The sequence below is a fragment of the Pseudomonas sp. B35(2017) genome (assembly GCF_002113645.1).
Taxonomy (GTDB): domain Bacteria; phylum Pseudomonadota; class Gammaproteobacteria; order Pseudomonadales; family Pseudomonadaceae; genus Aquipseudomonas; species Aquipseudomonas ekonensis.
In genome coordinates this window covers 128,323-155,321 of record NZ_NEIZ01000005.1, presented here as the reverse complement: position 1 = coordinate 155,321, position 26,999 = coordinate 128,323, and the positions used below count along the sequence as shown (strand labels likewise).

Here is a 26,999-nt window from a genome sequence, read left to right as displayed (position 1 = left end):
CCCATCAAGGAGCCTTCATGCACACATTCCGCCGCAGCGCCGCCCTTCTCGCCCTGACCGTCGGCAGCGTCGCCAGCCTTCCGGCCCTGGCCGCCGACGAGCTGCACTACAACCAGATTTCCCTGCGCGCCGAAGTCAGCCAGGAAGTGGCCCGCGACCTGATGATCGTGACCCTCTACACCGAAGAGCAGAACACCGACCCGGCCAAGCTCGCCGCCGACGTCAGCACCACCATGAACAAGGCGCTGGCCCAGGCCAAGCAGGTCAAGGACGTCACCCTGCGCCAGGGCAGCCGCAACAGCTACCCGATCTACGACACCAAGGGCCAGAAGATCACCGGCTGGCGCGAGCGCGCCGAACTGCGCCTGGAAAGCGCCGACTTCGCCGCCCTGTCCAAGCTCACCGGCGAACTGCTGGGCGAGCTGAAGATGGGCGGCATGGACTTCGCCATTGCCGACGCCACCCGCAAGGCCAGCGAAGACAAGCTGCTCAAGGAAGCCGTGAGCGCGTTCAAGGCCCGCGCCCAACTGGCCACCGATGCACTGGGCGGCAAGGGCTACAAGATCGTCAACCTGAACCTCAACAGCAACGGCTACCCGCAGCCGTACCTGCGCGCGCCGATGATGATGAAGGCGGCCGGCATGGACGCAGCGCCGGTGACCCCGGAAGTCGAAGCCGGCACCAGCCAGGTCGGCATGACGGCGGACGGGTCGATTGAAGTGCTGATGCAGTGATCTGATCCGTGAACGGAAACCGGCGATCGGCAGCGACCGCCGGTTTTTTTGTGCCTGCCGACCGTGCCAATGCGCACGGTCGGCAGTGTCTTCACTGACGCCATCGCCAGCAGGCTGGCTCCCACATGATCTGCATCGCGCACAAGTTCCCGTGGGAGCCAGCCTGCTGGCGATGGCGTCCGACAGGGCGCCCAATGACCCATACACCACCGAAACCCGGCGCTACCAAAAGAAGCACCAGTTGCACCTGGTGAAACTCCGCCCTTCCCTGCTATCCAGACGCCTTGCGTCCGATACGCGCCGGCCTGCCCCGAAGCGTCCCGCAAACCGCCGGTATAAATAGGTAACACCCGGCCCCATTGCGGAGCGGCTGCACCCGCCAATGCACCGTTTTAGAGCGCTCCGTGCACCGTAAAAACCACCCGCAAACGGTCAAATGCGTCAAAACTTACACCAATGCGACATTAAGGTACGTTCGTGCCACCGTTTGACGCCTGCCGTCGCTCTGCATCTTGCATTGGGTATGGGGCCTGCATAAGTATCCGCAGGCACGACTCACGAGGTCGTACCTCAATATCAAAAAATGACAACAAATCATGAGGCCAACATGCTTAAACACGCGGTCATTCCGTTTTTAGTCGGCGCAGGCATGCTTGCCTCCGCACCTTTCGCTTCCGCTGCGACTAACCTGGTGTTCTGCTCCGAAGGCAGCCCGGCCGGTTTCGACCCAGGCCAATACACCACCGGAACCGACTTCGACGCCTCGGCTGAGACCATGTTCAACCGCCTGACCCAGTTCGAGCGCGGCGGCACCGCCGTGATTCCTGGCCTGGCGACCAAATGGGACATTTCCGACGACGGCCTGACCTACACCTTCCACCTGCGTGAAGGCGTCAAGTTCCACACCACCCCGTATTTCAAGCCGACTCGTGAGTTCAACGCGGACGACGTGCTGTTCACCTTCAACCGCATGATCAACAAGGACGACCCTTTCCGTAAGGCGTATCCGACCGAATTCCCGTACTTCACCGACATGGGGATGGACACCAACATCACCAAGGTCGAGAAAGTCGACGACCACACCGTCAAGTTCACCCTCAAGGAAGTGGACGCCGCGTTCATCCAGAACCTGGCGATGAGCTTCGCCTCGATCCAGTCCGGCGAATACGCCGCCCAGCTGCTCAAGGAAGGCAAGGCCGCCGACATCAACCAGAAACCGGTCGGCACCGGCCCGTTCGTGTTCAAGAGCTACCAGAAAGACTCGAACATCCGCTACACCGGCAACAAGGACTACTGGAAACCGGATGACGTGAAGATCGACAACCTGATCTTCGCCATCACCACCGACCCGTCGGTGCGCATCCAGAAGCTGAAGAAGAACGAGTGCCAGATCACCCTCTTCCCACGTCCGGCCGACCTGGCCGCGCTGAAGGCCGATCCGGCGCTGAAGATGCCTGACCAGGCCGGCTTCAACCTGGGCTACATCGCCTACAACGTGATGGACAAGGTCAAGGGCAGCAACGACGCGAACCCGCTGGCCAACCTCAAGGTCCGTCAGGCGCTGGACATGGCGGTCAACAAGCCGCAGATCATCGACTCCGTTTACCAGGGCGCCGGCCAACTGGCCGTCAACGCCATGCCGCCGACCCAATGGTCCTACGACACCACCATCAAGGACGCCAAGTACGATCCAGAGAAAGCCAAGGAGCTGCTCAAGGAAGCCGGCGTCAAGGAAGGCACCGAGATCGTCCTGTGGGCGATGCCGGTACAGCGTCCGTACAACCCGAACGCCAAGCTGATGGCCGAAATGCTCCAGTCCGACTGGAAGAAGATCGGCCTGAACGTGAAGATCGTCAGCTACGAGTGGGGCGAGTACATCAAGCGCTCCAAGGGCGGCGAGAACCAGGCGATGATCATCGGCTGGAGCGGCGACAACGGTGACCCCGACAACTGGCTGAACGTGCTGTTCGGCTGCGACTCGCTCAGCGGCAACAACTTCTCCAAATGGTGCGACAAGAAGTTTGACGGCCTCGTGAAGGAAGCCAAGCGCACCACCGACCAGGCCAAGCGCACCGAACTGTACAAACAGGCGCAACACGTCCTCAAAGATGCTGTGCCAATGACACCTATCGCTCACTCGACGGTGTATCAACCCATGCGCGCCAACGTGCAGGACTTCAAGATCAGCCCATTCGGCTTGAACTCCTTCTACGGCGTCAGCGTCAGCAAGTAAGAAACGGCAGCGGCGACGTATTCAGCGTCGCCGCTGCTTTTTTCTGCCGAGAAGCCAGGAATTTGCCTACATCCGTTTCCACTGGGTCTGACCATAGTGGTTTAGGACGCGTTGCCTTTTCCTACGAGTCTTTAGGACTCAGCGCATTTACTGCCAGCCCCACGGCCCCTACCGTCGGGTGCTGACCAGTGATCGCGCGGGCCATCGGTTTGTTGCCCGTACTGGTTTGAGCCCGATGCGGCCGCCAGATCCCCGGACGGGATCGCGCGCATCGGAACACACGACAATAAGAGGGAGCGTCATGCGCCATTCCTTGGTTTTTTCCGCATTGCTGGGCGCCGGCCTGTTGGCCGCCTCATCCGCCAGCCTCGCCGCCGGCAACAGCCTGGTGTTCTGCTCCGAAGGCAGCCCGGCCGGCTTCGACACCGCGCAGTACACGACGGCCACCGACAACGACGCCGCCGAGCCGCTGTACAACCGCCTCGCCGAATTCGAGAAAGGCGCGACCAACGTCGTACCGGGCCTGGCGACCCGTTGGGAAATCTCCGAAGATGGCCTGAAATACACCTTCCACCTGCGTGAAGGCGTGAAATTTCATACAACGCCGTACTTCAAGCCCACCCGCAATTTCAACGCCGACGACGTGCTGTTCACCTTCAACCGCATGCTCGATCCGCAGCAGCCTTTCCGTAAGGCTTATCCGACAGAATTCCCGTACTTCAACGGGATGAGCCTGAACAAGAACATCGCCAAGGTCGAGAAGACCGGGCCGCTGACCGTGGTCATGACACTCAACACCGTCGACGCCGCGTTCATCCAGAACATCGCCATGAGCTTCGCCGCCATCCTGTCCGCCGAGTACGCCGACAAGCTGCTGGCCGAAGGCAAGCCGAGCGACATCAACCAGAAGCCGGTCGGCACCGGGCCGTACGTGTTCAAGAGCTACCAGAAAGACTCGAACATCCGCTACACCGGCAACAAGCACTACTGGGATCCGAGCCGGGTCAAGCTCGACAACCTGATCTTCGCGATCAACACCGATGCCTCGGTGCGGGTGCAGAAGCTCAAGGCCAACGAGTGCCAGGTCACCCTGCATCCGCGCCCGGCCGACGTCGAAGCGCTGAAGAACGATCCCAAGCTGCAACTGATCACCAAGCCGGGCTTCAACCTCGGCTACATCGCCTACAACACCCGCCACAAGCCGTTCGACCAGCTCGAAGTGCGCCAGGCGCTGGACATGGCAGTGAACAAGCCGGCGATCCTCAACGCCGTGTACCAGGGCGCCGGCCAACTGGCGGTCAACGCCATGCCGCCGACCCAGTGGTCCTACGACGATTCGATCAAGGACGCCGCCTACGACCCGGAAAAGGCCAAGGCACTGCTCAAGGCCGCCGGCGTCAAGGAAGGCACCGAGATCACCCTGTGGGCGATGCCCGTGCAGCGCCCCTACAACCCCAACGCCAAGCTGATGGCCGAGATGCTCCAGGCCGACTGGGCGAAGATCGGCCTGAAGGTCAAGATCGTCAGCTACGAATGGGGCGAGTACATCAAGCGCACCAAGAACGGCGAGCACGACATCAGCCTGATCGGCTGGACCGGCGACAACGGCGACCCCGACAACTGGCTCGGCACGCTGTACAGCTGCGACGCCATCGGCGGCAACAACTACTCCATGTGGTGCGATCCGGCCTACGACAAGCTGATCAAGGAAGCCAAGGTCGTCACCGACCGCGACCAGCGCACCGTGCTCTACAAACAGGCCCAGCAGTTGCTCAAGCAGCAAGTGCCGATCACACCTGTCGCCCACTCGACGGTCAACCAGCCGTTGAGCGCCAAAGTCGAAGGATTCAAGGTCAGCCCCTTCGGCCGCAACGTGTTCTCGGGTGTCAGCATCGATTAAACACAAAACCGAATAGCCGCAACGCTGGGGGGGCCGTCTACCCCCTCACGCAAGCGTTTTGCCGAAATTCGCCGTTCAGGCTTTCTGCAAACGTTTGCGATGTGTGAATGAGTTCTAAACCAATAACCGGCCAAACCAAAAAGGCCGGCATAAAAAGAAAGTAAAGGAGCTTCACCCATGAAACTGAGCAGCACCGCGATACTGGCCTTGGCCATCAGCAGCATCACCGCCACGGCTTATGCGGAAACCCAGAGCCAGGCGTTCACCCCGGTGACCGTCAACGAGAAGAGCGCCCAGGCCGAAGCCACCGGCTTCCTCGAAGGCCAGTCGATCAGCGGCACGACCCGCAACTGGTACGCCAACGAGCAACTCAAGCGCGGGGCGAAATTCCGCTACAACAAGGACGGCGCGCTGCAAGAGACCGACCGCCGCATCAACTGGGTCCAAGGCACCATCGTCAAGTACAACTCCGGCTTCACCGAAGGCACCGTGGGCTTCAGCACCGAACTCGCCGCCTACAACGCCATTGCCCTGGAACGTGACCGCAAGGATCTCGCCTCCGCCAACGGCGGCGCTCCGATCCCGGGCGTCGGCGGCCGCGGCAACAACCGTACCCTGACCAAGAACGGCGGCGACGCCGAAGGCCAGTGGAGCAAGCTGGGCCTGGCCAACGTCAAGGCACGCATCTCCAACACGACCCTGACCGCCGGTCGCCAGAACTTCAGCAGCCCGCAGGTCGATGTCATCGGCAACCGTCCGCTGCCTTCCAGCTTCCAGGGCGTGTCGATCCACAGCGAAGAACTGAACAACCTGACGTTCGACGCCGCGACCTTCGACCGCGTATCGCCGCGTAGCGAACAGAGCCTGAGCAAGTTCCGCACCGAATACGCCGATACCCTGGTCGAGATCGATCACGTCAACACCCTGGGCGTGTCCTACCAGCCATTCGCCAGCCTGAAGACCAGCCTCTGGGCGACCCAGGCTGAAGACATCTGGAAGCAGTACTACTTCGGCGCCACCCACGAGCTGGGCGACAGCTCCCTCCTGGCCCTGACCACCGGCCTGAACTACTACAAGACCGTGGACGAAGGCAAAGCCAAGCTGGGCGAGATCGACAACGACACCTACTCCCTGTCCCTGGGGCTGACTCACCAGGCCCACAGCCTGACGTTCTCCTACCAGCAAGTGAACGGCAACGAGTACTTCGACTACCTGCACGAAACCAACGGCATCTACCTGGCCAACTCCCTGCTCTCGGACTTCAACGGTCCGAACGAAAAATCGTTCCAGGTCGCCTACGGCCTGAACATGGCGGAGTACGGCGTACCGGGCCTGAAGTTCAACATCTACAGCGCCCGTGGCTGGGGCATCGACGGCACCCACTACAAGGGCGGCGCCTACGACAGCGTTCTGGCCATGAACGGCGAGACCCACTACGAATACGGCATCGGCGGTACCTACGCCGTGCAGAGCGGCCCGCTGAAGGCGACCACCGTCCGCGCGACCTACACCGCACACCGCGCCAGCGACAACCAACTGGACGGCAGCATCAACGAGTTCCGCCTGGTGACCACCGTTCCGTTCAACATCCTGTAAAACCGCACGCCGACGGCTGACTCATGAAGGGTCGGCCGTCCGGCTTTTTGTCTTCAACCGATTGCAGAGGGTTCTTGATGAAAATGCTTCCCCTACGTGCGGCCGTCGCGGCCGCGTTGCTGAGCGTCGCTGTCGGCGTGTCGGCCAAACCCTTGGTGGTCTGCACCGAAGCCAGTCCGGAAGGCTTCGATGTGGTTCAGTACACGACTGCAGTCACCGCGGATGCGGGGGCCGAGACCGTCTTCAACCGGCTGGCGGACTTCAAGCCGGGCACCACCGAGGTAGTGCCTGCCCTGGCCGAATCCTGGGACATCAGCGAGGACGGCCTGACCTACACGTTCCACCTGCGCAAAGGCGTCAAGTTCCACACCACCGAATACTTCAAGCCGACCCGCGACATGAACGCCGACGACGTGCTCTGGAGCTTCCAGCGTCAGCTGGACCCGAACCACCCGTGGCACAAACTGTCGAGCGTGGGCTTCCCGTACTTTGAAAGCATGGGCTTCAAAGAACTGCTCAAGAACGTCGAGAAAGTCGACGACAACACGGTCAAGTTCACCCTGACCCGCCGCGAAGCGCCGTTCCTGGCCGACCTGGCCATGGCGTTCGCCTCGATCTACCCGGCCGAATACGCCGACCAACTGCTCAAGTCCGGCAAGACCGGCGACCTGAACAGCAAACCGATCGGCACCGGCCCGTTCGTCTTCCAGCGCTACAACAAGGACGCGCAGGTGCGGTTCAAGGCCAACCCGGACTACTTCCGCGGCAAGCCGCCGGCCGATGCCCTGATCCTGGCCGTCACCACCGACAACAACGTGCGCCTGCAGAAGCTCAAGGCCAACGAATGCCAGGTCGCGCTGTATCCCAAGCCCGATGACATTCCGAGCATCAAGAAGGACGACAAGCTGAAAGTCTCCGAACTGGATGCGATGACCGTGTCGTACATCGCCTTGAACACCCAGCACAAATACATGAGCGACGTGCGGGTGCGCAAAGCGATCGACATCGCCTTCGACAAGGAAGCCTATGTCGATGCGCTGTTCGGCAAGGGCAACGCGACCGTGGCGGTCAACCCTTACCCGTCGACCCTGCTGGGCTACAACCATGAACTGAAGAACCCGCCCCGCGACCTCGACAAGGCCCGCGCCCTGCTCAAGGAAGCCGGCGTGCCGGAAGGCACCGTGTTCACCCTGTTCACCCGCAACGGCGGCGGCCCGACCAACCCGAACCCGATGCTCGGCGCGCAGATGATGCAGGCCGACCTTGCCAAGATCGGCCTCAAGATCGACATCCGCGTGATGGAATGGGGCGAAATGCTCAAACGCGCCAAAAGCGGCGAGCACGACATGGTCTCAGCCGGATGGGCGGGCGACAACGGCGACCCGGACAACTTCCTGACGCCTATGCTCAGTTGCGAGGCCGCCAAGAACGGCGAAAACTACTCGCGCTGGTGCAACGAAAAATTCCAGGCGCTGTTGGACGAAGCACGGGCTAAAGTAGATCCGGCCGAACGGGCCAAGCTGTACGAACAGGCCCAGGTGCTGTTCAACCAGGACCAACCCTGGATCAGCATGGCCCACACCCGGATGTTCACGGCGATGCGCAACAACGTAGAGGGCTACTACATCAGCCCTCTGACCACCAATAACTTCGCCACCACCCAGGTGAAGTAGATAAGAGACTCCCGGCCTCCCTGAACCCAGGGTCGCCGGGCACGCCTAACCGGCTGATGAGGTACCACACAAGATGTTTAGTTTTATTGCCCGCCGACTGGGATTGCTGATCCCCACGTTTTTCGGCATCACCTTACTGACGTTCGCGTTGATCCGCATGATTCCCGGCGACCCCGTGGAAGTGATGATGGGCGAACGTCGGGTCGACCCCGAAATGCACGCTCAGGCAATGGAACGCCTCGGTCTGAACAAGCCGCTGTACGTCCAGTACCTGGACTACGTCGGCAAGCTCGCCCACGGCGACCTCGGTGAATCCCTGCGCACCCGGGAAAGCGTCTGGACCGAGTTCACGCAGCTGTTTCCGGCCACCTTCGAACTGTCGATGGCGGCCCTGCTCTTCGCCGGCGTCTTCGGCCTGCTGGCCGGCGTGATCGCCGCGCTCAAGCGAGGCTCCCTGTTCGACCACGGCGTGATGGGCATCTCCCTGACGGGCTACTCGATGCCCATCTTCTGGTGGGGCCTGATCCTCATCATGTTCTTCTCGGTCAGCCTGGGCTGGACACCGGTCTCCGGCCAGAACGACCTGCTGATCGACGTGGAGCGCAAGACCCACTTCATGCTGATCGACACCTGGCTCAGCGATGAACCGGGCGCCCTGCTCGACTACCTGCATCACCTGATCCTGCCCGCCATCGTGCTGGGCACCATTCCGCTGGCGGTGATCGCCCGGATGACCCGTTCGTCGATGCTCGAAGTGCTGCGCGAAGACTACATCCGCACCGCCAAGGCCAAGGGCCTGTCGCCGGCGCGCGTGGTGTTCGTCCACGGCCTGCGCAACGCGCTGATCCCGGTGCTGACCGTGGTCGGCCTGCAAGTCGGCACCCTGCTGGCCGGCGCCGTGCTGACCGAGACGATCTTCTCCTGGCCCGGCATCGGCAAATGGCTGATCGAAGCCATCGGCGCCCGGGACTACCCGGTCGTGCAGAACGGCATCCTGCTGATTGCCTGCATTGTGATTCTGGTCAACTTCGTGGTGGACATCCTCTACGGCTTCGCCAACCCACGCATCCGTCACCAGCGCTGAGGACATACCCATGAGCACTCAAACTTCCTCAGTCGCCACCGCCGCTTCCGCCGTGGACCAAAGCCTGCTGTACCCGTCGCCCTACAAGGAATTCTGGCAAGCGTTCGCCAAGAACAAGGGCGCGGTCGCCGGCCTGATGTTCTTCGCCCTGATCGTGTTCTGCGCGATCTTTGCCCCGTGGGTGGCGCCGCACAACCCGAGCGAACAGTACCGCGACTTCCTGCTGACCCCGCCGGTCTGGCTCGAAGGCGGGCAATGGCAATTCCTGCTCGGCACCGACGAGCTGGGCCGCGACCTGCTCTCGCGCCTGATCCAGGGCTCGCGCCTGTCGCTGCTGATCGGCCTGTCCTCGGTGGTGATGTCGCTGATCCCGGGCATCCTCATGGGGCTGCTGGCCGGTTTCTTCCCCAAGATCCTCGGCCCGACCATCATGCGCCTGATGGACATCATGCTGGCCCTGCCGTCGCTGCTGCTGGCCGTGGCCATCGTCGCCATCCTCGGCCCAGGCCTGATCAACACCGTGATCGCCATCGCCGTGGTGTCCCTGCCGTCCTACGTGCGCCTGACCCGCGCCGCCGTGATGGGCGAGCTGAACCGCGACTACGTGACCGCCGCGCGCCTGGCCGGCGCCGGCCTGCCGCGCCTGATGTTCATCACCGTGCTGCCCAACTGCATGGCACCGCTGATCGTCCAGGCGACCCTGAGCTTCTCCTCGGCGATCCTCGACGCCGCCGCCCTGGGCTTCCTGGGCCTGGGCGTACAGCCGCCGACCCCTGAGTGGGGCACCATGCTGGCTTCGGCCCGCGACTACATCGAACGCGCCTGGTGGGTAGTGAGTCTGCCTGGCTTGACCATTTTGCTCAGCGTGCTGGCAATCAACTTGATGGGCGACGGCCTGCGCGACGCGCTGGACCCGAAACTCAAGAACGCCGCCTGAGGAGATTCCCATGTCACTGTTAGAAATCAAGAATCTCAACGTCCGTTTCGGCGACAAGAACGCCACCCCGGTGGTCGACGGCCTGGACCTGAAAGTGGACAAGGGCGAAGTGCTGGCCATCGTCGGCGAGTCCGGTTCCGGCAAGTCCGTGACCATGATGGCGCTGATGGGCCTGATCGAGCACCCGGGGATCGTCACCGCCGACGCCCTGAGCTTCGACGGCAAGGACATGCTCAAGCTGAGCAACCGCCAGCGCCGGCAGATCGTCGGCAAGGACCTGTCGATGGTCTTCCAGGATCCGATGACCGCGCTCAACCCGAGCTACACCGTCGGCTTCCAGATCGAGGAAGTGCTGCGCCTGCACCTGAAGATGTCCGGCAAGGCCGCCCGCAAGCGCGCCATCGAACTGCTGGAAAAGGTCGAGATCCCGGCCGCCGCCAGCCGCATGGACGCCTACCCGCACCAGCTGTCCGGCGGCATGAGCCAGCGGGTGGCCATCGCCATGGCGATCGCCGGCGAACCCAAGCTGCTGATCGCCGACGAACCGACCACCGCGCTGGACGTGACGATCCAGGCGCAGATCATGGACCTGCTGCTGGCCTTGCAGAAAGAGCAGAACATGGGCCTGGTGCTGATCACCCACGACCTCGCCGTCGTGGCCGAAACCGCCCAGCGCGTGTGCGTGATGTACGCCGGGCAAGCGGTGGAGGTCGGCCAGGTGCCGCAGCTGTTCGACATCCCGGCGCACCCGTACAGCGAAGCGCTGCTCAAGGCGATCCCGGAGCACAGCCTGGGCGCCGAGCGCCTGGCGACCCTGCCGGGCATCGTGCCGGGCCGCTACGACCGTCCGCAGGGCTGCCTGCTGTCGCCGCGCTGCCCTTACGTGCAAGAGAGCTGCCGCGCGCAGCGCCCTGCCCTTGACCCGAAAACCCACAGCCTCGCCCGCTGCTTCTACCCGCTGAACCAGGAGGTGGCGTAATGGCCGTCGTACTTACCGCCCGTGACCTGACCCGTCACTACGAGGTCTCCCGCGGCCTGTTCAAGGGCCATGCGACCGTGCGCGCCCTCAACGGCGTGTCGTTCGAGCTGGAGGCCGGCAAGACCCTCGCCGTGGTGGGCGAGTCGGGCTGCGGCAAATCCACCCTGGCCCGGGCCCTGACCCTGATCGAGGAGCCGTCGTCCGGTTCCCTGAAGATCGCCGGCCAAGAAGTCGCCGGCGCCGACAAGGCCCAGCGCAAGCAACTGCGCAAAGACGTGCAGATGGTGTTCCAGAGCCCCTACGCGTCGCTGAACCCGCGCCAGAAGATCGGCGACCAGCTGGCCGAGCCGCTGCTGATCAACACCAACCTGTCGGCCACCGAACGTCGCGAGAAAGTCCAGGCGATGATGAAACAGGTCGGCCTGCGCCCCGAGCACTACCAGCGCTATCCGCACATGTTCTCCGGCGGCCAGCGCCAGCGGATCGCTCTGGCCCGGGCGATGATGCTGCAACCGAAGGTGCTGGTGGCGGACGAACCGACGTCGGCGCTGGACGTGTCGATCCAGGCCCAGGTGCTGAACCTGTTCATGGACCTGCAGCAGGAATTCAACACCGCCTACGTGTTCATCTCCCACAACCTGGCGGTGGTGCGCCACGTCGCCGACCAGGTGCTGGTGATGTACCTCGGCCGTCCGGTGGAGATGGGCCCGAAAGAGGACATCTACACCCGTCCCCTGCACCCGTACACCCAGGCGCTGCTGTCGGCGACCCCGGCCATCCACCCGGATCCGGACAAGCCGAAGATCAAGATCGCCGGCGAACTGCCCAACCCGCTGAACCCGCCGCCCGGCTGCGCGTTCCACAAGCGCTGCCCGTACGCCACCGAGCGTTGCGGCAGCGAAGTGCCGGAACTGCGCAAGCTCGACACCCGGCAGGTGGCCTGCCACTACGCCGAACAGTTCCTCGACGGCGCGGCCTGAGCCAAACGAACTGAGGGAACGGGCCGGCCCGCTCCCTCAGGGGATCAAGCGTTCAACAAACCCCTCTTCCCCCGATTGCGCATCAGTCGGGGGACAAGGGGTTTTCTTTTGCCGGCGACCTACGTCTGGCTGTCACCGTCATCCGGATCATCGGTGTCCGGCTCGTCGGTGGTCGAGTCATCGTCATCGGCACTACCGCCCTGGCCCTGGTCACCCGGTTCGGATTCGGACTTGGCCAGCATCAGGCCGCTGTGCCCCACCTGCCCGCTGAACGCCTGGGTATCGTGATCCTCGCATTCGGCCCAGGCCGTCGCCGTGCCGAGGGACAGCATCACCATCACTTTCAACAGCAGCAATACGCGTAGCAACCTGCTCTTCATAGCCGATTCCATCCCTTTTCAGGTGAAACAACAGTGCCGGACTGGCGCTCTGTGAAATCTAGTTCCGGTCAGCCGGGTTCTCCATATGGGACGCTGACGGCCCGGCTAAATTGCCCTGATGCCGAAGACCGCTTTGAAATAAGCGTTATGCCAAATGGCTCTTATCCCCGCGCATGTGGGAGCGAGCCTGCTCGCGATGGCGGTCATCCCGTCGCTCAAGGGGCGCCTGACATACCGTTATCGCGAGCAGGCTCGCTACCACAGGGAACCGGCAGGCAACAAAAAACCCCGCTGCTTTCGCAACGGGGTTTCGGGTGCATCGCTCAGCGCTTAGTGGTGCTCACGGGTAGCGCGGAATTTCACGTCTGGCCAGCGCTCTTCCATCAGCGCCAGGTTGACCCGGGTCGGGGCGAGGTAGGTCAGGTGACCGCCGCCGTCTATGGCCAGGTTTTCCACCGCCTTGTTGGAGAATTCCTCCAGCTTCTTCTTGTCGCTGCAATCGATCCAGCGCGCGGAGTACACGGTGATCGGCTCGTAGGAGCACTCGACCTTGTATTCCTCTTTCAGGCGGCTGGCGACCACATCGAACTGCAGCACACCCACGGCGCCGAGGATGATGTCGTTGGTGCGCTCCGGGAAGAACACCTGTGTCGCGCCTTCTTCGGCCAGTTGCTGCAGACCTTGGCGCAGCTGCTTGGATTTCAGCGGATCGCGCAGGCGCACGCGGCGGAACAGTTCCGGGGCGAAGTGCGGGATGCCGGTGAAGCCCAGCGCTTCACCTTCGCTGAAGGTGTCGCCGATCTGGATGGTGCCGTGGTTGTGCAGGCCGATGATGTCGCCGGCGTAGGCCTCTTCCAGTTGCTCGCGCTCGGAGGAGAAGAACGTCAGGGCGTCGCCGATGCGCACGTCCTTGCTGGTGCGCACGTGGCGCATCTTCATGCCTTTTTCGTACTTGCCCGAGCAGATGCGCATGAACGCGATGCGGTCGCGGTGCTTGGGATCCATGTTCGCCTGGATCTTGAAGATGAAGCCCGAGAACTTCTCTTCGACCGGCTCCACGGTGCGCTCGTTGGCGACCCGGGCCAGCGGGCGCGGCGCCCAGTCGACCACGGCATCGAGGACGTGGTCGACGCCGAAGTTGCCCAGGGCCGTACCGAAGAACACCGGGGTCAGCTGGCCGTCGAGGAATTCCTGCTGGTCGAACTCGTGGCAGGCGCCCTGCACCAGTTCGAGCTGCTCCAGGAAACGGTCGTACTCGTCGCCCAGGTGCGCGCGGGCTTCCGGCGAGTCGAGCTTCTCGATGATCTTGGTTTCGGTGCGCTCGTGGCCGTGGCCCGGGGTGTAGACGATGATGTAGTCGCCGGCCAGGTGGTACACGCCCTTGAAGTCGCGGTAGCAGCCGATCGGCCAGGTGATCGGCGCGGCCTTGATCTTGAGGACGGCTTCGATCTCGTCGAGCAGTTCGATCGGGTCGCGGATGTCACGGTCGAGTTTGTTGATGAAACTGACGATCGGCGTGTCGCGCAGACGGCAGACGTCCATCAGGGCGATGGTGCGCGGCTCCACGCCCTTGCCGCCGTCGAGCACCATCAACGCCGAGTCCACCGCGGTCAGGGTGCGGTAGGTGTCTTCGGAGAAGTCTTCGTGTCCCGGGGTGTCGAGCAGGTTGATCATGTGTTCGCGGTACGGGAACTGCATGACCGACGTGGTGATGGAAATGCCCCGCTGCTTCTCCATCTCCATCCAGTCGGATGTCGCATGGCGATCGGATTTGCGGGACTTCACCGTACCGGCCACCGCAATCGCCTTGCCCATCAGCAAGAGCTTTTCGGTGATGGTGGTTTTACCGGCATCGGGGTGGGAAATAATGGCGAAAGTGCGGCGTTTCGCGACTTCGGCGGCCTGTCTGGTCATGGGAAATCGCCTGGCGGTGATTCAAAAAGGGCGGCGATTATAGCCCAACTCGCTTCAATATCCGAACCGTTGAGCGCATCCGAAATGGCCAAATGCTGTCTCGCCGGGGAACCTTTCAAAGCGCGCGCACGTCCACTCCCCTGTCACGCCCTCTCGCGAGGGCCTGAGAATCCGGCAAGTCGGCCCTGCGGGGCCGCGCTCATGGCTCGCTTGCGGTACGTCTAGGCGTACCGGAAAACAGCCGCTTCTCGCGACCGCCGCTCCGGCAGCCAGGTATGGCATTGCCGCACGGGACAGCGGTCGCCGACTGGAAAAGGAGTCCGCCTGTGGCTATCCGCTATGGCAAAGGGCTGACGGGAGGTGCGGTGGTGATCGCCCTCCTGGCCCTGCTGATCCACTGGATCGGCACCGACACGATCCAACGCTACCGCGACGATCTGCTGTTCTACCTGCAAGCCCACCTGGTGCTTGTCCTCGCGTCCATGCTGGCCGCCCTGGCCGTGGGCATACCCTCCGGCATCCTCCTCAGCCGCCCGGCCATGCTCGGCCGCGCCGAACGTTTCATGCAAGGCTTCAACATCGGCAACACCGTGCCGCCGCTGGCCGTGCTCGCCATCGCCCTGGGCATCCTGGGCATCGGCAGCGGCCCGGCGATCTTCGCCCTGTTCCTGGCCTCCCTGCTGCCCATCGTGCGCAACACCTACGAAGGCCTGAAAAACGTCCAGGGCTCATTGAAGGAAGCAGCGATCGGCATCGGCATGACTCCGCGCCAGGTGCTGTGGCAGGTCGAGCTGCCCAACGCCGTGCCGATCATCGTCGGCGGCGTACGGGTGGCGCTGGCGATCAACGTCGGCACCGCGCCGCTGGCGTTCCTGATCGGCGCCAACAGCCTCGGCAGCCTGATCTTCCCCGGCATCGCCCTGAACAATCAGCCGCAACTGCTGCTCGGCGCCGCGTGCACCGCGCTGCTGGCCCTGCTGCTCGACGGCGCGGTCACCCTCGCCAGCCGCCTCTGGCTGGAACGTGGTCTGCGCCCGTCCTAAGGCTCCCGGAAGGAAAACCCATGAAACGACTTAGCTTTTTCCTAGGCTGTGCCCTGCTGTTCGCAGGATTTGCCCAAGCCGCCGACAAACCGGCGATCCGCATCGGCGCCCGGGTGTTCACCGAACAGACCCTGCTGGCGGAAATCACTTCGCAATACCTGCGCAGCAAAGGCTACGACGCGCAGATCACCGGCGGCCTGGGCAGCAACCTGGCCCGCAGCGCCCACGAAAGCGGGCAACTGGACCTGCTCTGGGAGTACACCGGTGTGTCGCTGGTGGCCTACAACCATGTCACCGAAACACTCGACAGCGAACAGTCCTACGCACGGGTGAAAGAACTCGACGCGAAAAAAGGACTGGTCTGGCTCGCGCCGTCGAAATTCAGCAACACCTACGCCCTCGCCCTGCCGAAAAAAGTGGCCGAGGAATATCCGCAGATCAGCAACATCAGTCAGTTGAACGAGGTGCTGCGCAGCGAGGCCAAGACCCATCATCTGGTGGCGTTGGACACCGAGTTCGCCAACCGCTCCGACGGCCTGGCGGGCATGGTCAAACGCTACGGCATGAACCTGACGCGGCAAAACATCCGGCAGATGGATGCCGGCCTCGTCTACACGGCGTTGCGCAACGGCCAGGTGTTCGCCGGGCTGGTCTACACCACCGACGGGCGCCTCAACGCGTTCGGCCTGAAGCTGCTGGAAGACGACAAGCATTACTTCCCGGACTACACCGCCGCCCCTGTGGTGCGTCAAGCCTACCTCGACGCCCATCCGCAACTGGCGGAACAACTCAAGCCGCTGGCCGAACTGTTCGACGACGAAACCATGCGCCAGCTCAACGCGCGGGTCGATGTCGATCACGAGAGCCCATCGAAAGTGGCCGCCGATTTCCTGCGCCGGCACCCACTGAACTGAAGGAGGAAAAGCCATGGAATTCTTCAACGCCTTTTCCCATCTCGACTGGCAGCAGGTGCTGCACCTGACCTGGCAGCACATCACCCTGGTCGGGGTCGCCGTCAGCCTGGCGATTCTGTTCGGCGTGCCGCTGGGCATCCTGATGACGCGCTTTCCGAGCCTCGCCGGCCCCCTGCAGGCCAGCGCCACGGTGCTGCTGACCGTGCCGTCGATTGCGCTGTTCGGCCTGCTGCTGCCGTTCTATTCGAAGTTCGGCCAGGGCCTCGGGCCGCTGCCCGCCATCACCGCCGTGTTCCTTTATTCACTGCTGCCGATCATGCGCAACACCTACCTGGCCCTGACCGGCGTGGAGCCCGGCATCCGCGAAGCCGCACGGGGCATCGGCATGACCTTCGGCCAGCGCCTGCGCATGGTCGAACTGCCGATCGCGGTGCCGGTGATCCTCGCCGGCGTACGCACCGCCGTGGTGATGAACATCGGCGTGATGACCATCGCCGCCACCATCGGCGCCGGCGGCCTCGGCGTGCTGATCCTCGCCTCCATCAGCCGCAGCGACATGCCGATGCTGATCGTCGGCGCGCTGCTGGTCAGCCTGCTGGCGATTTTCGCCGACCTCATTCTGCAGTGGCTGCAACGTTCGCTGACTCCAAAAGGACTCCTCAAATGATCGAACTTCAAAACCTCAGCAAGACCTTCCAAAGCAACGGCAAAGATGTGAAAGCCGTGGACTCGGTAAGCCTGACCGTCAATGAAGGTGAAATCTGCGTGTTCCTCGGGCCATCGGGTTGCGGCAAAAGCACCACCCTGAAAATGATCAACCGCCTGATCAAACCGACCTCGGGCAAGATCCTGATCAACGGCGAGGACACCACCGCCCTCGATGAAGTGACCCTGCGCCGCAACATCGGCTACGTGATCCAGCAGATCGGCCTGTTCCCGAACATGACCATCGAGGAAAACATCGTGGTGGTACCGAAGCTGCTCGGCTGGGACAAACAGAAATGCCACGACCGCGCCCGCGAACTGATGAACATGATCAAGCTGGAACCCAAGCAGTACCTGCACCGCTACCCCCGCGAGCTGTCCGGCGGGCAGCAGCAGCGGATCGGCGTGATCCGCGCGCTGGCGGCGGATGCGCCGGTGCTGCTGATGGACGAGCCGTTCGGCGCGGTCGACCCGATCAACCGGGAGATGATCCAGAACGAGTTCTTCGAGATGCAGCGGGCGCTGAACAAGACCGTGATCATGGTCAGCCACGACATCGACGAAGCGATCAAGCTGGGCGACAAGATCGCCATCTTCCGTGCCGGCAAGCTGTTGCAGATCGACCATCCCGACACGTTGCTCGCGCACCCGGCGGACGACTTCGTCAGCCACTTCGTCGGCCAGGACAGCACCCTCAAGCGCCTGCTGCTGGTGAAGGCCGAAGACGCCGCGGACAACGCGCCGTCGGTGAGCCCCGAGACCCCGGTGGCCGAGGCGCTGGAACTGATGGACGAACTCGACCGCCGCTACGTCGTGGTCACCTGCGCCCAGAACAAGGCGCTGGGCTATGTGCGCCGCCGCGACCTGCACCGCCAGGCCGGCGCCTGCGGGCAGTTCCTGCGCGAGTTCAACGCCACGGCGGCCTACGACGAGCACCTGCGGATCCTGCTGTCGCGCATGTACGAGTTCAACCGTGCATGGCTGCCGGTGCTCGACGCCGAGCGGGTGTTCCTCGGCGAGGTGACGCAGGAGTCGATTGCGGCGTACCTGAGCTCGGGCCGTTCGCGGGGGATGAAGACCCACATCGTGTCGCCGGCCGAAGCGCTCGCCTGACCCGGCCATCACCGGGAAACCTGCCCGCGAAGGTGTCCGTGAGGACGCCTTCGCGGGCAAGCCCGCTCCCGCAGGGCTATTCGGTGGCCAGAGATTCTCCCTTCACCCTGGTTCTCTTTGGGAACCAGCGTGCTGATGGTGGGGTGAGTCAAGGCGCCGCAGGGCCGGATCAGCCCCGTCGCCCCTAGGCCCTGTACATTTTTCGACCAGCACAGCGACCGGAAAGAAATATCAACACCACGTCCTCGAAGTCCCCCTAAAGAATCCCTCCCGAACCGACCAAATCCCCTTTCGGAAAACCTTCTCGCGGCCAACGTCGCCGAAGTTGCAGCCATCGTACTTATCGACGATCTGGCGCGCAAAAGCTTCGAACATGCAGGTATTTTTAACACTTCGATATTTTCATGGAACATCTGGCCGTCATCTCGGTCGGCTACAAAGAGTGCTGCGGACGACGTACGTCAGAAGCGTGCAAAAACGCGACATTTTTAGTTGATCTCAGGCCCCCCACGCCCTAAAGTTCGCGCCGAACGTCCATGCTGGAAACGATCCATCCGGCTCAAGTACTGACGACGAGACAGCAAGGCCAAGGGAAAGAAAGCTGCATTTCCCATGGCCTTTTTGCTTTCGGCGACATGCCTTGGGAAGTAGGCGAACCAAAGTGGGGATACGGAGGACGTTCATTGCACCCATTGTTTTCACGAGTTTGCCCATAGGAGCTCCCAGGTATGTCGATCCAGGTCGAAGACTATTTCGCGCGCGAAACCTTTCAGAAGATGAAGGCGTTCGCCGACAAGCAGGAAACCCCGTTCGTGGTGATCGACACCGCGATGATCGCCCAGGCCTACGATGACCTGCGCGCCGGTTTCGAATTCGCCAAGGTCTACTACGCGGTCAAGGCCAACCCGGCCGTCGAGATCATCGACGTGCTCAAGGAAAAGGGTTCGAGCTTCGACATCGCCTCCATCTACGAGCTGGACAAGGTGCTGGGCCGCGGCGTGCGCCCGGACCAGATCAGCTACGGCAACACCATCAAGAAGTCCAAGGACATCCGCTACTTCTATGAGAAGGGCGTGCGTCTGTTCGCCACCGACTCGGAAGCCGACCTGCGCAACATCGCCAAGGCCGCGCCGGGCGCCAAAGTGTACGTACGCATCCTGACCGAAGGCTCGACCACCGCCGACTGGCCGCTGTCGCGCAAGTTCGGCTGCCAGACCGACATGGCCATGGACCTGCTGATCCTCGCCCGCGACCTGGGCCTGGTGCCTTACGGCATCTCGTTCCACGTCGGCTCGCAGCAGCGCGACATCAGCGTGTGGGACGCCGCCATCGCCAAGGTCAAGGTGATCTTCGAACGCCTGAAGGAAGAAGACGGCATCCACCTGAAGCTGATCAACATGGGCGGCGGCTTCCCGGCCAACTACATCACCCGCACCAACAGCCTGGAGACCTACGCCGAGGAAATCATCCGCTTCCTCAAGGAAGACTTCGGCGACGACCTGCCGGAAATCATCCTGGAGCCGGGCCGCTCGCTGATCGCCAACGCCGGCATCCTGGTCAGTGAAGTGGTGCTGGTGGCGCGCAAGTCGCGCACCGCCGTCGAGCGCTGGGTGTACACCGACGTGGGCAAGTTCTCCGGCCTGATCGAAACCATGGACGAAGCCATCAAGTTCCCGATCTGGACCGAAAAGAAAGGCGAGATGGAAGAAGTGGTCATTGCAGGCCCGACCTGCGACAGCGCCGACATCATGTACGAGAACTACAAGTACGGCCTGCCGCTGAACCTGGCCATCGGCGACCGCCTGTACTGGCTGTCGACCGGCGCGTACACCACCAGCTACAGCGCGGTGGAGTTCAACGGCTTCCCGCCGCTGAAGTCGTTCTACGTGTAAAGGCAGCGGTCCGTATCAAGCTGCAAGCGCCAAGCGAAAGCCCATGACACGTCATGGGCTTTTTTGTTTGGCACTTCTCCGGTAGGCGCGAGCCAGCTCGCGATGGCGTCGTGTCAGGCTCCAGCATCTGCAATGACCCACCGTTTTCGCGAGCAGGCTCGCTCCCACAGGGTCAGGCAGTCAGTTCGTTTTGGCGCGTCCGGTAGGTGTCTGCGATGGCTTGAATCCGGGGATCACTCGCCCCGGCCAGCGCTTCGCTCGCCACCCGCAGAAATTTCAGATTGCCGCCGACCCGCGCTTTTTCCAGCCAGACCAGTGCCTCCTCGACTCGCCCCTGATCCGCCAGCACTGCTGCATGACTGAACTGCCCACGAAAATCCCCGGCCTCGGCCGAGCGGCGATACCACTCATGCGCCGCCGCCACATCCTGCGCACATGCCTGCCCTTGCTCCAGATAGCGTCCCAACAGGTTCATGGATTTGGCATGCCCCCGTTCAGCGGCGCACCGATACAGTTCCAGCGCTTGCCCCTGGTCCTCGTCCATGCCGCGTCCGGTGGCGAGCAGATTGGCGAGGTTGTACATCGCCCAGTCCAGTCCGGCGTCCGCCGCGATCCGGTAATGCCGTGCAGCCAGCGCAGCGTCCGCCGCGCAACCCCAACCGTGCTCATGGCAACGGCCGACCATATTGCGCGCCATCGCATGGCCTTGCCCTGCCGCGATCCCGAACCAACGCAGTGCCAGCGGCAGGTCCTGGGCGATACCGTGGCCGTCGAGCAGGATCTGCCCGAGCAATGCCTGCGCCTCCAGCACGCCTTCGCCCGCCGCCAGCAGAATCGCCTGGGCGGCGCGGGCCGGGCTCTCTTCGAGCATGGCGTTGAGCCGGTCGCCGTCGAGGGCTTCCTCGCGGCGCAAGCGGAAGTCCGTCACTTACACCTCGACCCAACGGCGCAGCAGGTTGTGGTAGGTGCCGGTGAGGCGGATCAGCGAAGGGTGGTCGGGCATGTCCTGGGTGAGCTGGCGGATCGCGCCGTCCATCTCGAACAGCAAGGCGCGCTGGCTGTCCTCGCGCACCAGGCTCTGCGTCCAGAAGAACGACGCATAGCGCGCGCCGCGGGTGACGGCGTTGACCTTGTGCAGGCTGGTGCCGGGGTACAGCACCATATCGCCGGCGGGCAGCTTGACCCGCTGGGTGCCGTAGGTGTCCTGGACCTCCAGTTCGCCGCCGTCGTAGTCCTCAGGCTCGCTGAAGAACAGCGTGGCCGACAGGTCCGTGCGCACCCGCTCGATGCTGCCCTTGGGCTGGCGCACCGCATTGTCGATGTGGAAGCCGAAGCTGCCGCCGGCGGTGTAGCAGTTGAGCAACGGCGGGAACACCTTGTGCGGCAGCGCGGCGGACATGAACAGCGGGTTCTTCCACAACCGGTCGAGCATGGCCGCGCCGATTTCCTTGGCCAGCGGATGGCCTTCGGGCAGTTGCAGGTTGTGCTTGGCCTTGGCCGATTGGTAGCCGGCGGTGATCTTGCCGTCGGCCCAGTCGGCCTGCTCCAACGCCTCGCGGATGCGCTGCACTTCGTCCTTTTCGAACAGTCCGGGGATGTGCAGCAGCATGGCGATGTCACCTGATGGCAAAGAGGCGGCAATGGTATTGATTCTTATTGGCTGTGTAAAACCCGCGTGACGAATGAACCGGCAAAAACCGTAAGGCTAAATTGTAAAGAATGTAAATTCAGTGCGAATGGCAATGTTTCGCAATTGATACGAATACTTGTTTACCCTATATTCCGCGACCTCAAATCCTTGGGGAGGGGAATCTTCAATGTCACGTCGACAAGTACAAATGCCGGTCAGCTCACCACGTTTGCTCGCTTCTGCCATTGGCGTGGCGATCACCGCCAGCTCCGCAGGCCACGTGGCATTCGCCGCCGAAAAGACCGACAGCAAGCCTTCCGGCAATGCCATCGCCCTGGACGCCACGTCCATCACCGGCGAAAACCAGAGTTCGACTTCCTACCAGGTCGAGAAAGCCTCCTCGCCCAAGTACACCGCGCCGCTGGTCGACACACCGCGCTCGGTGACCGTGATTCCGCAACAAGTCCTCAAGGACACCGGCGCCCTGAACATGCAGGACGCGCTGCGCACCGTGCCGGGCATCACCTTCGGCGCCGGTGAAGGCGGCAACCCTCAGGGCGACCGTCCGTTCATCCGCGGCTTCGACGCCCAGGGCGACACCTACCTGGACGGCGTGCGCGACACCGGCTCCCAGAGCCGCGAAATCTTCGCCGTGGAAAACATCGAAGTCAGCAAGGGCCCGAACTCGGCCATCGGCGGGCGCGGCGCCGCCGGCGGCAGCATCAACCTGGTGAGCAAGAAGGCGCACCTGGGCAACTCGTTCGACGGCGGCTTCACCTGGGGCTCCGACCAGACCCAGCGCTACACCCTGGACGGCAACTACCAGTTCAGCGACACCGCCGCCGGCCGCCTGAACCTGATGAGCCACGAAAGCAACGTCGCCGGCCGCGACAAGGTCGACTACGACCGTTGGGGCATCGCGCCGTCCCTGGCCTTCGGCCTGGGCACCGACACCCGCGTCAACCTCGACTACTACCACCTCGAGAGCAACGACACCCCGGATTCGGGCATCCCGTACACCATCCCGAAAGCCGGTTCCGCCGCACGCACCAAGTCCGATCCGGACAAGCCCTACGCCGGCGGCGACCACAGCAACTTCTACGGTCTGGACCGCGATTTCCGCAAGGGCCGCACCGACACCGCGACCTTCGCCATCGAGCATGACCTGAACGACTCGCTGACGATCAAGAACACCCTGCGCCACGGCACCAGCATGCAGGACTACATCCTGACCCAGCCGGACGACAGCAAGGGCAACGTCAACAACGGCAGCGTCTGGCGCCGCGCCAACACCCGCGTGAGCAACACCGAGACCACCACCAACCAGACCGACCTGTTCGGCACGTTCTACCTGGGCGGCTTCAAGAACAGCTTCTCCACCGGCGTCGAGTACACCCGCGAGGAAAGCAGCAAGTCCTCGTACAACGTCAACACCGACACCACGCCGCGCACCACCAACGTGCCGTCCAGCACCAACTGCACCCCGGCGATGATCGGCGCACCGAGCGGCTACAACTGCACCTCGCTGTCCAACCCGAACCCGAACGACCCGTGGAACGGCGCCATCTCGCGCAACTACGCCGGCACCGACACCCAGTCCGACACCTACGCGCTGTACGTGTTCGACACCCTGGAGCTGCACGAGCAGTGGCTGGTGAACATGGGCCTGCGCTACGACCACTTCGAGACCGGCTACAAGACCTACACCAACGCGGGCACCACCACCGCCAAAGGTTCCGACACCAGCGAGTTCGTCACCGGCCAGTTCGGCGTCGTCTACAAGCCGGCCGAGAACGGCAGCATCTATGCGTCCTACGCCACCTCCGCCACGCCGCCGGGCAACACCCTGGGCGAAGGCATGGAAGGCAACCCGCTGGCCGGCACGCCGGACCGCAACGGCAACCTGCTCAAGAGCGACATGGAGCCGGAAACCACCAAGAACTACGAAATCGGCACCAAGTGGGACCTGCTGAACGATCGCCTGTCGCTGACCGCCGACATCTTCCGCACCGAGAAGGAGAACGCCCGCGTCCAGGTCGACACCACCTCGTACGAAAACGCCGGCAAGACCCGCGTGCAGGGCATCGAACTGTCGGCCAGCGGCAAGATCACCGACAAGTGGCAAGTGTTCGCCGGCTACGCCTACATGGACAGCGAGCAGATCGACGGCGGCCCGATGGGCAAGGCCAACGACGGCAACGAACTGCCCAACACGCCGAAGAACAGCGCCAGCCTGTGGACCACCTATCAGGTCACGCCGAAGCTGACCGTCGGTGGCGGGGCGTTCTATGTGGACGACGTGTTCGGCAGCGTGGCCAACACCACCATGGTCGATTCCTACGTGCGCTACGACGCGATGGCCGCCTACAAGCTGAGCAAGAACGTCGACCTGCAGCTGAACGTGCAGAACCTGACCAACGAGACCTACTACGACAAGGCCTTCTCGACCCACTTCGCCAACCAGGCGGCGGGCCGTACGGCACTGTTGAGCACCAACTTCCACTTCTGACGGCTGCAAGACCTGTAGGAGCGAGCCTGCTCGCGATGGCGATCGATCAGCGACATCGATGCTGACTGACCCACCGCTTTCGCGAGCAGGCTCGCTCCCACAAGGAAGACGTGGAAACGCAAATGCCCCGTTCATTCGATTGAACGGGGCATTTGTGCGTAATCAAAGAACGCTTCTCGAAGCCCACGGCATAATGCGCGCCGTGACGACATTTTCGAACGGACAAGGCGAATGACGTGTTGAAGAAGACCCTGTTCCAGGTGCACTGGTTTTTTGGCATCAGCGCAGGCCTGGTGCTGGCCCTGATGGGCATCACCGGTGCGGCCTATTCCTTTCAGGACGAAATCCTGCGGGCGCTGAACCCTTCGGTGCTGCAGGTGGAAAAACAGGTGGCCGGCGTCCTTCCGCCCGCCGAGCTGGTGGAACGCATCGAGGGCGCGTCGGGCAAGAAGGTCTCGATGCTGTGGGTCGAGACCGACAGCGGCACCGCCGCCCGCGTGTACTTCACCCCGCCCAAGGGCGAGCGCCGCGGCGAAATGCGCTACTTCAACCCCTACACCGCCGAGTTCATGGGCGATGCCGTCGGCCAGGACTTCTTCGACCTGATGCTGCAGCTGCACCGCTTTCTGGCCATGGGCGACACCGGCCGCAACATCACCGGCGCCTGCACCCTGATCCTGGTGTTCTTCTGCCTGTCCGGCCTGTACCTGCGCTGGCCGCGCCAGTGGAACAGCTGGCGCGTGTGGCTGACCCTGGACTGGAACAAGAAAGGCCGCAACTTCAACTGGGACCTGCACTCGGTGGCCGGCACCTGGTGCCTGCTGGTGTACCTGCTGCTGGCGCTGACCGGGCTGTCCTGGTCCTACGAGTGGTACAACAAAGGCCTGACCCGCCTGCTGTCGGACGCCCCGCAGAACGAGCGCGTGCGCGGCGGCCGCGGCCCGGCCCCCGAAGGCCCGGCGCCGACCGCCGACTACGCGGCGATGTGGAGCAGCATCTACAGCGCCGCCGGCCCCGGCCTGGCCGCCTACAACATCCGCATGCCGCCGGTGGCCGGTCAACCGGCCACCGTGTTCTACCTGCTGGAGAGCTCACCCCATGAGCGCGCCCTCAACCAGATCACCCTCGACCCGGCCACCGGCATCGTCAAACGGGTCGACCGCTACGCGGACAAGAGCTTCAAGGCACAGCTGCTGACCAGCATCTACGCCCTGCACGTGGGCAGCTATTTCGGCCTCGCCGGGCGGATCATCGTGACCGTCGCCGCCGTGCTCATGCCGCTGTTCTTCATCACCGGCTGGCTGCTGTACCTGGACCGCCGGCGCAAGAAAAAGCAGGTCAGGGACGCCCGCCAAGGCATCGGGCAACCGACCGGCGACGCGCCGGCGTGGCTGATCGGCTTCGCCAGCCAGAGCGGATTCGCCGAACAGCTGGCCTGGCAGACCGCCGGCCAGTTGCAGGCCGCCGGGCTGCCGGTGAAGGTGCAGCCGCTGGCGCACGTCAGCGAACAGGACCTGCGCGAGTCGGACAACGCCCTGTTCGTGGTCAGCACCTTCGGCGACGGCCAGGCGCCGGACAGCGCCCGGGGCTTCGAACGCAAGGTGCTGGGCAACGCCCCGGCCCTCGACCGCCTGAACTACGCCGTGCTCGGCCTCGGCGACCGCCAGTACGAACACTTCTGCGGCTTCGCCCGGCGCCTGCACCGCTGGCTGGGCGAGCACGGCGGCAAGACCTTGTTCGCCCCGGTGGAAGTCGACGGCGGCGACCCCTACGCCCTGCGCCACTGGCAGACGCAGCTGGGCCTGATCACCGGGCAGGCCCCGGTCGACACCTGGCAGGCCCCGGACTATGAGAACTGGACGCTGGCGCGCCGCGAGCTGATGAACGCCGACAGCAGCGGCGCCCCGGTCTTCCTGCTGGGCCTGACAGCACCGGGCATCGGCAGTTGGCTGGCCGGTGACCTGGTGGAAGTGCTGCCGCGCAACTGCCCGTGGGCCATCGAGCACTTCCTCGACGGCCTGGGCATCCGCGGCGAAAGCACCGTCAAGGTCAACGGCCTCGAAGAACCGCTGGAGCTGGCCCTGGCCAGCCGCCAGTTGCCCGAACACCGGGCGCACCTGGTGGGCCTGCATGCCCAGGCGCTGATCGATGCGACGGTGCCGCTGCCGATGCGCGAGTACTCGATCGCCTCGATCGCCGCCGACGGCGTGCTGGAGCTGATCGTGCGCCAGGAACTGCGCAGCGACGGCAGCCTGGGCATCGGCTCCGGCTGGCTGACCGAGCATGCCCCGGTGGGCGGCAGCATCAGCCTGCGGGTGCGGCGCAACAGCGGTTTCCACCTGCCCAATGCGCCGGTGCCGATGATTCTGCTGGGCAACGGCACCGGGCTGGCCGGGCTGCGCAGCCTGCTCAAGGCCAGGATCGCCGATGGCCAGCAACGCCAGTGGCTGCTGTTCGGCGAGCGTAACCGCGCGCACGATTTCCTCTGCCGCGCGGAGCTGGAGGAGTGGTTGGTCAACGGCGATCTGGCGCGGCTGGATCTGGCCTTCTCGCGGGATCAGGCCGAAAAGATTTACGTGCAGGATCGCCTGCGCGAATCGGCCGGCGAGCTGAAGAAATGGCTGGCGGACGGCGCGGTGATCTACATCTGCGGCAGCCTCAAGGGCATGGCCTCGGGCGTCGACGAAGCGCTCAACGACATCCTCGGCGCCGCCGAAGTCGAACGCCTGATCGAACAGGGCCGCTATCGCCGCGACGTCTACTGACACATCCCCACTGTGGGA

Annotated in this window: 20 protein-coding genes; 16 read left to right on the top strand and 4 right to left on the bottom strand. The window is 63.5% G+C overall.

The features are described from left to right. The first annotated feature begins 17 nt into the window (after positions 1–17). The 9 genes from CAG41_RS11845 (at position 18) to CAG41_RS11805 (ending at position 12,116) form a co-directional block, all read left to right on the top strand. Positions 18–734, top strand: coding sequence for an SIMPL domain-containing protein (locus CAG41_RS11845; RefSeq protein ID WP_085578530.1), 717 nt, complete (start codon positions 18–20; stop codon positions 732–734). Between the two features lie 607 nt (positions 735–1,341). Continuing rightward, positions 1,342–2,967 carry an ABC transporter substrate-binding protein gene (locus tag CAG41_RS11840; protein ID WP_085578528.1) on the top strand — a complete coding sequence of 542 codons (1,626 nt, stop codon included), beginning with the start codon at positions 1,342–1,344 and terminating at the stop codon, positions 2,965–2,967. Positions 2,968–3,268: 301 nt separating this feature from the next. Continuing rightward, on the top strand, positions 3,269–4,867 hold the full coding sequence (locus CAG41_RS11835) for an ABC transporter substrate-binding protein (RefSeq protein ID WP_085578526.1): 1,599 nt from the start codon (positions 3,269–3,271) through the stop codon (positions 4,865–4,867). Between the two features lie 177 nt (positions 4,868–5,044). Continuing rightward, complete coding sequence (locus CAG41_RS11830) at positions 5,045–6,463, top strand: OprD family porin (protein WP_085578524.1); 1,419 nt, start codon at positions 5,045–5,047, stop codon at positions 6,461–6,463. A 77-nt stretch (positions 6,464–6,540) separates the two neighbouring features. Beyond that, positions 6,541–8,136: an ABC transporter substrate-binding protein gene (locus CAG41_RS11825; protein ID WP_085578522.1), complete on the top strand. Its 1,596-nt coding sequence runs from the start codon at positions 6,541–6,543 to the stop codon at positions 8,134–8,136. A gap of 73 nt (positions 8,137–8,209) precedes the next feature. After that, a complete protein-coding gene (locus CAG41_RS11820; RefSeq protein WP_085578520.1) occupies positions 8,210–9,220 on the top strand; it encodes an ABC transporter permease subunit in 1,011 nt (336 codons plus the stop codon). A 10-nt stretch (positions 9,221–9,230) separates the two neighbouring features. Next, positions 9,231–10,157 (top strand): ABC transporter permease subunit, encoded by a 927-nt coding sequence (locus tag CAG41_RS11815; protein WP_085578518.1) that lies wholly within the window; start codon positions 9,231–9,233, stop codon positions 10,155–10,157. A gap of 10 nt (positions 10,158–10,167) precedes the next feature. After that, complete coding sequence (locus tag CAG41_RS11810) at positions 10,168–11,136, top strand: ABC transporter ATP-binding protein (protein ID WP_085578516.1); 969 nt, start codon at positions 10,168–10,170, stop codon at positions 11,134–11,136. Further along, positions 11,136–12,116 (top strand): peptide ABC transporter ATP-binding protein, encoded by a 981-nt coding sequence (locus CAG41_RS11805; protein WP_085707035.1) that lies wholly within the window; start codon positions 11,136–11,138, stop codon positions 12,114–12,116. Before CAG41_RS11810 ends, CAG41_RS11805 begins: the two co-directional genes overlap by 1 nt. A gap of 119 nt (positions 12,117–12,235) precedes the next feature. On the opposite strand, the gene CAG41_RS11800 is transcribed toward CAG41_RS11805, so the two are convergent. Continuing rightward, the gene (locus tag CAG41_RS11800; protein WP_085578512.1) at positions 12,236–12,496 is read right to left on the bottom strand and encodes a hypothetical protein; all 261 of its coding nucleotides are present in this window, start codon (positions 12,494–12,496) and stop codon (positions 12,236–12,238) included. Between the two features lie 330 nt (positions 12,497–12,826). Continuing rightward, on the bottom strand, positions 12,827–14,410 hold the full coding sequence (locus CAG41_RS11795) for a peptide chain release factor 3 (RefSeq protein WP_085707034.1): 1,584 nt from the start codon (positions 14,408–14,410) through the stop codon (positions 12,827–12,829). 326 nt (positions 14,411–14,736) lie between these two features. Here CAG41_RS11795 and CAG41_RS11790 point away from each other — a divergent pair, with 326 nt between their 5' ends. The 5 genes from CAG41_RS11790 (at position 14,737) to CAG41_RS11770 (ending at position 20,077) form a co-directional block, all read left to right on the top strand. Then, complete coding sequence (locus CAG41_RS11790; protein WP_085694958.1) at positions 14,737–15,453, top strand: ABC transporter permease; 717 nt, start codon at positions 14,737–14,739, stop codon at positions 15,451–15,453. Positions 15,454–15,473: 20 nt separating this feature from the next. Continuing rightward, a complete protein-coding gene (locus CAG41_RS11785; RefSeq protein ID WP_085707033.1) occupies positions 15,474–16,367 on the top strand; it encodes a glycine betaine ABC transporter substrate-binding protein in 894 nt (297 codons plus the stop codon). Positions 16,368–16,380: 13 nt separating this feature from the next. Next, positions 16,381–17,034, top strand: coding sequence for an ABC transporter permease (locus CAG41_RS11780; RefSeq protein ID WP_085578502.1), 654 nt, complete (start codon positions 16,381–16,383; stop codon positions 17,032–17,034). Beyond that, complete coding sequence (locus CAG41_RS11775; RefSeq protein ID WP_085578500.1) at positions 17,031–18,185, top strand: betaine/proline/choline family ABC transporter ATP-binding protein; 1,155 nt, start codon at positions 17,031–17,033, stop codon at positions 18,183–18,185. Before CAG41_RS11780 ends, CAG41_RS11775 begins: the two co-directional genes overlap by 4 nt. A gap of 728 nt (positions 18,186–18,913) precedes the next feature. Next, the gene (locus CAG41_RS11770) at positions 18,914–20,077 is read left to right on the top strand and encodes a type III PLP-dependent enzyme (RefSeq protein ID WP_085578498.1); all 1,164 of its coding nucleotides are present in this window, start codon (positions 18,914–18,916) and stop codon (positions 20,075–20,077) included. A 172-nt stretch (positions 20,078–20,249) separates the two neighbouring features. On the opposite strand, the gene CAG41_RS11765 is transcribed toward CAG41_RS11770, so the two are convergent. Together CAG41_RS11765 and CAG41_RS11760 are read right to left on the bottom strand one after the other, a co-directional pair. Beyond that, positions 20,250–20,948 carry a tetratricopeptide repeat protein gene (locus CAG41_RS11765; RefSeq protein WP_085578888.1) on the bottom strand — a complete coding sequence of 233 codons (699 nt, stop codon included), beginning with the start codon at positions 20,946–20,948 and terminating at the stop codon, positions 20,250–20,252. A gap of 57 nt (positions 20,949–21,005) precedes the next feature. Beyond that, positions 21,006–21,686 carry a Fe2+-dependent dioxygenase gene (locus CAG41_RS11760; protein ID WP_085578496.1) on the bottom strand — a complete coding sequence of 227 codons (681 nt, stop codon included), beginning with the start codon at positions 21,684–21,686 and terminating at the stop codon, positions 21,006–21,008. Between the two features lie 208 nt (positions 21,687–21,894). On the opposite strand from CAG41_RS11760, the gene CAG41_RS11755 reads away from it, so the two are divergent. Further along, positions 21,895–24,216, top strand: a complete 2,322-nt coding sequence (locus CAG41_RS11755; RefSeq protein ID WP_085707032.1) for a TonB-dependent siderophore receptor — start codon at positions 21,895–21,897, stop codon at positions 24,214–24,216. Positions 24,217–24,452: 236 nt separating this feature from the next. After that, entirely contained in the window at positions 24,453–26,981 is a 2,529-nt protein-coding gene (locus CAG41_RS11750; RefSeq protein ID WP_085707031.1) for a sulfite reductase flavoprotein subunit alpha, read from the top strand. Positions 26,982–26,999: the final 18 nt, after the last annotated feature.